Below are 243 nucleotides of genomic sequence, written 5' to 3'. Positions count from 1 at the left end.
CGGCGGCGTTCGTGCCGCTGGCGGAGTTGCCGCTGACGGTGAACGGCAAGCTGGACCGCCGGGCGCTGCCGGCGCCGCAGGACGATGCGTATGCGCGGCGGGGCTACGAGGCGCCGCGCGGGGAGCTGGAGACGGTGCTGGCGCAGCTGTGGGCGGAGCTGCTGGGTCTGGAGCGGGTCGGTCGGCATGACCACTTCTTCGAGCTGGGCGGTCATTCACTGCTGGCCGTGCAACTGATGGAGC

The 243-nt window shown here is 72.0% G+C and carries 1 protein-coding gene; it reads left to right on the top strand.

The window, feature by feature from the left end; translation table 11 throughout:
* On the top strand, window positions 1–243 hold a 243-nt coding region (locus VSR82_RS40550), incomplete at both ends, for a phosphopantetheine-binding protein (RefSeq protein WP_498858985.1).

The organism is Burkholderia sp. JPY481 (assembly GCF_038900515.1).
In the GTDB taxonomy this organism is placed as follows: Bacteria; Pseudomonadota; Gammaproteobacteria; order Burkholderiales; family Burkholderiaceae; genus Paraburkholderia; species Paraburkholderia youngii.
This window is presented reverse-complemented; position numbering and strand designations above follow the sequence as displayed.